The organism is Streptomyces sp. NPDC055078 (genome assembly GCF_053607985.1).
Map to the genome: position 1 here is coordinate 1 of NZ_JBSGUP010000481.1, position 6,277 is coordinate 6,277.

The window sequence follows — 6,277 nt, forward strand, 5'->3', positions numbered from 1 at the left end:
GTTCTGACCTGGGCGCAGACCGGTTCCGACCTGGGCGCGGACCGGCAACGGGCCATGCGCTGACCGGCACCCGCCGGCACCGGCCGCGCGGTTTCGTGCGGCCCCGGCGAATCCGGGGCCGGACGCGTTCTCGGGTCAACTCCCTTTTCCCAGGGGCATGGAAGGAATGAGCCGGGGTAGGCGTGCCGTGCATTGACCACGAGCAGGGGAGGACCAAGTGTCCACGGCGAGCACGGTCACGACCGCACTCACACAGCCTGGCACGCGGTGCCCGAGTACTGAGCTGGACCTTCCGGAGGTGGCAGATCCGGGTGCGGTCGCCCCCAGGGACGCACGCGAGATCTCGAAGGTCTTCTTCGTCCGGCTGGCCACGCTGGAGGAGGGCACCCGCGACCACCAGTATGTGCGCAACACGCTCATCGAGCTGAACCTCGCACTGGTGAAGTACGCGGCCGGTCGCTTCCGCAACCGGGCCGAGCAGATGGAGGACATCATCCAGGTCGGTACCATCGGCCTGATCAAGGCGATCGACCGGTTCGAGCTGAGCCGCGAGGTGGAGTTCGCGACCTTCGCCGTCCCGTACATCGTCGGGGAGATCAAGCGGTTCTTCCGCGACACGAGCTGGGCGGTCCATGTGCCGCGCAGGCTCCAGGAACTGCGGATCGACCTCGCGAAGGCGACCGACGCGCTCTCCCAGGAGCTGGACCGGGCGCCGACCACCACCGAACTCGCCGGGCACCTGGGGATCGACGAGCAGGAGGTCATCGAGGGGGTCGTCGCCAGCAACGGCTATACGGCCGGTTCGATCGACATCCCCATGGACGACTCGTCCGACCATGCCGCGAGCCCGCTCTCCGACCGGCTGGGCGCACCGGACGCGGATCTGGAGATCGCCGAGAACGTCCAGGCGCTCAAGCCGCTCATCGAGGAACTCGACGACCGGGACCGGCGAATCCTTAAGATGCGCTTCGGCGACGAGCTGACCCAGTCGGAGATCGGCGCGGAGCTGGGTGTGTCGCAGATGCATGTGTCCCGGCTGCTGACACGGATCACGACACGGCTGCGTGAGGGGCTGCTCGCGGTGGAGTGAGCGGCGGCGGCGTCGGCCGTGACCGAGGGTTGTGTACCGCCCGGATCGCACTCCTGCCCCCTTCCGCCGTCGCCCGCTTCCGCTACGGGCGGGGCCGGGGCGAAGCGGCGATGGACGCCGTGTCGTGGCCGGTCGGGCCGGTGCCGCCGGACATGATCTACTGCGGTGACGGCGACGCCCGCCGCCCCCGACCGGCCACAGAGAAGAACCATCCGCCGTGCGACTCAACGATCTCGACGAACGCATCGTCCACGCTCTCGCCGAGGACGCCCGCCGCTCCTTCGCCGACATCGGCGCGATCGTGGGGCTGTCGGCTCCCGCCGTGAAGCGTCGGGTCGACCGGCTGCGCGCGGCAGGAGCCATCACCGGCTTCACTGTACGAGTCGATCCGGCCGCGCTCGGCTGGGAGACCGAGGGGTTCATCGAGCTGTACTGCCGCAGCAACACCTCGCCCGAGGCCATCGAGCGCGGGCTCAAGCGGTACCCGGAGGTCGTGTCCGCGTCCACCGTCACCGGCGACGCCGATGCGATCGTCCAGGTCTTCGCCTCCGACATGCGCCACTTCGAACGGGTGCTGGAGCGGATCGCGGGCGAGCCCTTCGTCGAGCGCACCAAGTCGGTCCTGGTGCTCTCACCGCTGCTGCGCCGCTTCTCATCCGGCGCACCCGGCTGACCCCGCCGGACCGGGCGGCGGCGACCCGGCCGCCGGTCACCGGACCCCGCCCGTAGGCGGTCCTTCACCGGGCCGCCGGCTACCTTCGACACATCCTCCGCCGATGGCGCAATGAATCGCCGGGTATATGCGTGATCACGCAATGGATCGCTCAGCAGTGCGCAATGGTCACGCCTTGTCCGGATACGGACGCAGACCGTACGGTTTTAAACGTCTTGCTCGTCCAGGACACCTTCCACCCCGTTCGCAAGGAGTCCGCGCCCCCATGACGTCCACGGTGCCCACCGCCGTCCAGCACACCGACGCGCAGCCGCCGATCACCATGTTCGGTCCGGATTTCCCGTACGCGTACGACGACTTCCTCGCCCACCCGGCGGGCCTCGGGCAGATCCCCGCGACCGGGCACGGTACGGAGGTCGCGGTGATCGGCGGCGGGCTCTCCGGCCTGGTCGCCGCGTACGAACTCATGAAGATGGGCCTCAGGCCGGTCGTCTACGAGGCGGACCGGATCGGCGGACGGCTGCGTACCGTCGGCTTCGAGGGCCCCGACACCGGGCTGCGCGCCGAACTGGGTGCGATGCGGTTCCCGCCGTCGTCCACCGCGCTGCGGCACTACATCGATCTGGTGGGGCTGACGACGGCGCCCTTCCCGAACCCGCTGGCCCCCGGCACCCCGTCGACCGTGGTCGACCTCAAGGGGGAGTCCCACTACGCCGAGACGATCGCCGATCTGCCGCAGATCTACCGCGATGTGATGGACGCCTGGAACGCGTGTCTGGAGGACGGCGCGGACTTCACCGAGATGAACCGGGCCATGCGCGAGCGCGATGTGCCGCGTATCCGCGAGATCTGGGCGAGGCTGGTGGACAGGCTGGACAACCAGACCTTCTACGGGTTCCTGTGCGACTCGGAGTCCTTCGCGTCCTTCCGGCACCGTGAGATCTTCGGCCAGGTGGGGTTCGGTACGGGCGGCTGGGACACCGACTTCCCCAACTCGATCCTGGAGATTCTGCGGGTCGTCTACGCCGAGGCCGACGACCACCACCGGGGCATCGTGGAGGGCAGCCAGCAGTTGCCGCTGCGGCTGTGGGAGCGCGAGCCGGTCAAGATCACCCACTGGGCGCCGGGGACCTCGCTCGCGTCGCTGCACGGCGGCGAGCCGCGGCCCGCCGTCACCCGGCTCAACCGGACCGCCGGCAACCGGATCACCGTCACCGACGCGTCCGGCGACATCCGCACCTACCCGGCCGCCGTCTTCACCGCGCAGTCCTGGATGCTGCTCTCCAAGATCGACTGTGCTGACTCGCTCTTCCCCATCGACCACTGGACGGCGATCGAGCGCACTCACTACATGGAGTCGTCCAAGCTCTTCGTCCCGGTGGACCGGCCGTTCTGGCTGGACAAGGACGAGACGACCGGGCGCGACGCCATGTCGATGACCCTGACCGACCGGATGACCCGCGGCACCTATCTGCTGGACAACGGGCCCGGTAGACCGGCCGTGATCTGTCTGTCGTACACCTGGTGCGACGACAGCCTCAAATGGCTGCCGCTGTCGGCGAACGAGCGGATGGAGGTCATGCTGAAGTCGCTCGGCGAGATCTATCCGAAGGTCGACATCCGCCGGCACATCATCGGCAATCCGGTCACCGTCTCCTGGGAGAACGAGCCGTACTTCATGGGCGCGTTCAAGGCGAATCTGCCCGGTCACTACCGCTACCAGCGGCGGCTGTTCACCCACTTCATGCAGGACACCCTGCCCGAGGACAAGCGCGGCATCTTCCTGGCGGGCGACGACATCTCCTGGACGGCCGGCTGGGCGGAGGGCGCCGTACAGACCGCGCTGAACGCCGTATGGGGTGTGATGACCCATCTCGGCGGTACGACCGACCCGGCCAACCCCGGTCCGGGTGACAGATACGAGGAGATCGCCCCGGTGGAGCTGCCGGAGGACTGACGCCCTCAGGGGCCGATGCCGGTACGCCCCGGATACGGCCGCCGCCACGGTCGGCCGGGGGCGCCCCCGGGCGCTGTCCGCCCTCAGGGGAATAGTCCGCTTGCGGATAATCCGCAAGCGACCGGGATTGCTAACCTGGACGCATGACTGCCATGACGAAGCAGAAGCGGAAGCAGCCGGACATCACCTACCTCCTCGACCACAGCAGTCATGTTCTCCGCACCCAGATGGCGACGGCGCTCGCGGAAATCGGGCTGACCGCGCGGATGCACTGTGTCCTGGTGCACGCGGTGGACGCGGAGCGCACCCAGGCACAACTGGCCGAGATCGGGGACATCGACAAGACCACGATGGTGGTCACTGTCGACGCTCTGGAGAAGGCCGGGCTCGCGGAGCGGCGGCAGTCCACCAAGGATCGCCGGGCGCGGATCATCGCGGTGACCGCGAAGGGCGAGGAGCTGTTGGAGCGGAGCGAGAAAATCGTCGACGACGTGCACCGGCGGGTGCTGGGGACCCTGTCGGATGCGGATGGCGCCGCCTTGGTGAAGGTGCTGAAGCAGCTGGTCGAGGGGCCTTTGTCGACCGCTGACGAAAGCTCTTCCACGCGCCGGCCGCGGCAGCGCTGAGACGGGGGTCCGGCCGGACGGGGCGGCAGTACAACAGAAAAAGCGACCGAGATAGATAGTCTGCAACGGAACTATCTGCTACGGTTCTTCTCGTCGCCACCGATGACGGGAGAACATCCAATGTCGCTGATCTCGGCCGAGCCCACGCCGGCACCCGACCCCGAAAGCAGCACCGGTACCCCCGGCGCCGCGCGGACCGCCACCAGGACGGCCGTCAAGGCCGGCGCGCGGACGGCGGGAGCCGCCGCGGTCATCACGGGCAGGGGCACCGCCCGCAACGGCGTGAAGGAACCGCAGAACCCGAAGGACTCGAAGAACCCGAAGGGGCGGCCGGGGACCGCCGCCGCGTCATCTGAGCCCTCGGCCGCCGCGCCCGTGGTCCGGTCCCGCTGGGCCGCCCTCGCGGTCGTCGCCGTCGGCACCCTGATGCTGATCCTCGACGGCAGCATCGTCACCGTGGCGATGCCCGCCATGCAGAGCGACCTCGGGTTCACCCCGGCAGGGCTCAGCTGGGTGGTCAACGCCTATCTGATCCCCTTCGGCGCGCTGCTCCTCCTCGCCGGCCGGCTCGGCGACCTCATCGGCCGCAAGAAGATGTTCCTGTCAGGCATCGGGGTCTTCGCCGCGGCCTCACTCCTCGCCGGGGTCGCCACCTCCCCGGCCGTCCTGATCGCCTCCCGCTTCCTACAGGGTGTCGGCAGTGCCATGGCCTCCGCCGTCGGCCTGGGCATTCTGATCACGCTGTTCACCGAGCCGCGCGAACGCGCCAAGGCGATCGCCGTCTTCGCCTTCACCGGCGCCGCGGGCGCCTCCATCGGCCAGGTCCTCGGCGGAGTGCTCACCGACGCCCTCGACTGGCGCTGGATCTTCACCATCAACCTGCCGATCGGTATCGCCGTACTCGCCCTCGCCCTGCCACTGCTGCCCAACGACCGGGGTCTGGGCCTGCGGGCCGGTGCCGACATCATCGGCGCGTCCCTGGTCACCGTGGGTCTGACGCTCGGCATCTACACCATCGTCAAGGCGGAGCACTACGGCTGGGTCGCCACCCACACCCTCGGTCTCGGTGCCGTCGCCGCCGCCCTGCTCGCCGCCTTCGCCGTCCGCCAGGCCAGGGCCCGTACCCCGCTGATCACCCCGCGGCTGCTCCGCTCCCGCAGCCTGGTGGGCGCCAACCTGGTCCAGATCCTGATGGTCGCGGCACTCTTCGCCTTCCAGATCCTGGTCGCCCTCTACCTCCAGAAGGTCCTCGGCTACGGGGCGCTGGAGACGGGTCTCGCGATGCTCCCCGCCGCCGTGATCATCGGGGTCACCGCCCTCGGGGTCTCCGCCCGGCTGATCGGCCGCTTCGGTGAGCGCGCCGTCCTGCTGACCGGACTGGTCCTCCTGGTCGGGGTGCTCGGTCTGCTGACCCGGCTCCCGGCGACCGGCGCGAACTACCTGACGGACCTGCTGCCGGTGATGATCCTCGCGGCCGGTTTCGGTCTGGCGCTCCCGGCGCTGACGTCCCTGGGCATGAACGGGGTCGCCGCCGAGGACGCGGGCCTGGCGTCCGGGCTGTTCAACACCACCCAGCAGCTCGGCGGTGCGATCGGCGTGGCGGTCCTCACCACCCTGGCGGCCTCCCGCACCGAGTCAGGACTGGACCGGGGCGACTCCACCGCGGAGGCGCTGACCCGCGGCTACACGCTCGCCTTCACCGTCGGCACCGGCATCCTGGTCGCCGCCTTCGCCGCCGCCCTGTTCCTGCTCCGGGGGCGGACCGACGCCGGGGGAGACGCGGACACGGGCACCGAGCGGCCCGACGTTCCCGCTCCCACCTTCCACTGACTCACTGACTGACTGGCTGGCTGACTGACTGGCTGACTGACTGAAACCGACACTGACGCCGAGCGGCAGTAGGACAGGGCCGGACCGGCCGGGGAGATCCC

5 protein-coding genes are annotated in these 6,277 nt (G+C 69.4%); all 5 read left to right on the top strand.

Annotated elements, in window-relative coordinates; genetic code table 11:
• Positions 1 to 217: 217 nt before the first annotated feature.
• Positions 218 to 1,090 (top strand): RNA polymerase sigma factor SigF, encoded by an 873-nt coding sequence (locus tag ACWF94_RS29810; RefSeq protein WP_453495265.1) that lies wholly within the window; start codon positions 218 to 220, stop codon positions 1,088 to 1,090.
• Positions 1,091 to 1,307: 217 nt separating this feature from the next.
• Entirely contained in the window at positions 1,308 to 1,763 is a 456-nt protein-coding gene (locus ACWF94_RS29815) for an Lrp/AsnC family transcriptional regulator (RefSeq protein WP_453495268.1), read from the top strand.
• Between the two features lie 265 nt (positions 1,764 to 2,028).
• Entirely contained in the window at positions 2,029 to 3,720 is a 1,692-nt protein-coding gene (locus ACWF94_RS29820) for a flavin monoamine oxidase family protein (RefSeq protein ID WP_453495271.1), read from the top strand.
• A 143-nt stretch (positions 3,721 to 3,863) separates the two neighbouring features.
• The gene (locus tag ACWF94_RS29825; RefSeq protein ID WP_453495274.1) at positions 3,864 to 4,346 is read left to right on the top strand and encodes a MarR family winged helix-turn-helix transcriptional regulator; all 483 of its coding nucleotides are present in this window, start codon (positions 3,864 to 3,866) and stop codon (positions 4,344 to 4,346) included.
• 426 nt (positions 4,347 to 4,772) lie between these two features.
• On the top strand, positions 4,773 to 6,176 hold the full coding sequence (locus ACWF94_RS29830; protein ID WP_453495277.1) for an MFS transporter: 1,404 nt from the start codon (positions 4,773 to 4,775) through the stop codon (positions 6,174 to 6,176).
• Positions 6,177 to 6,277: the final 101 nt, after the last annotated feature.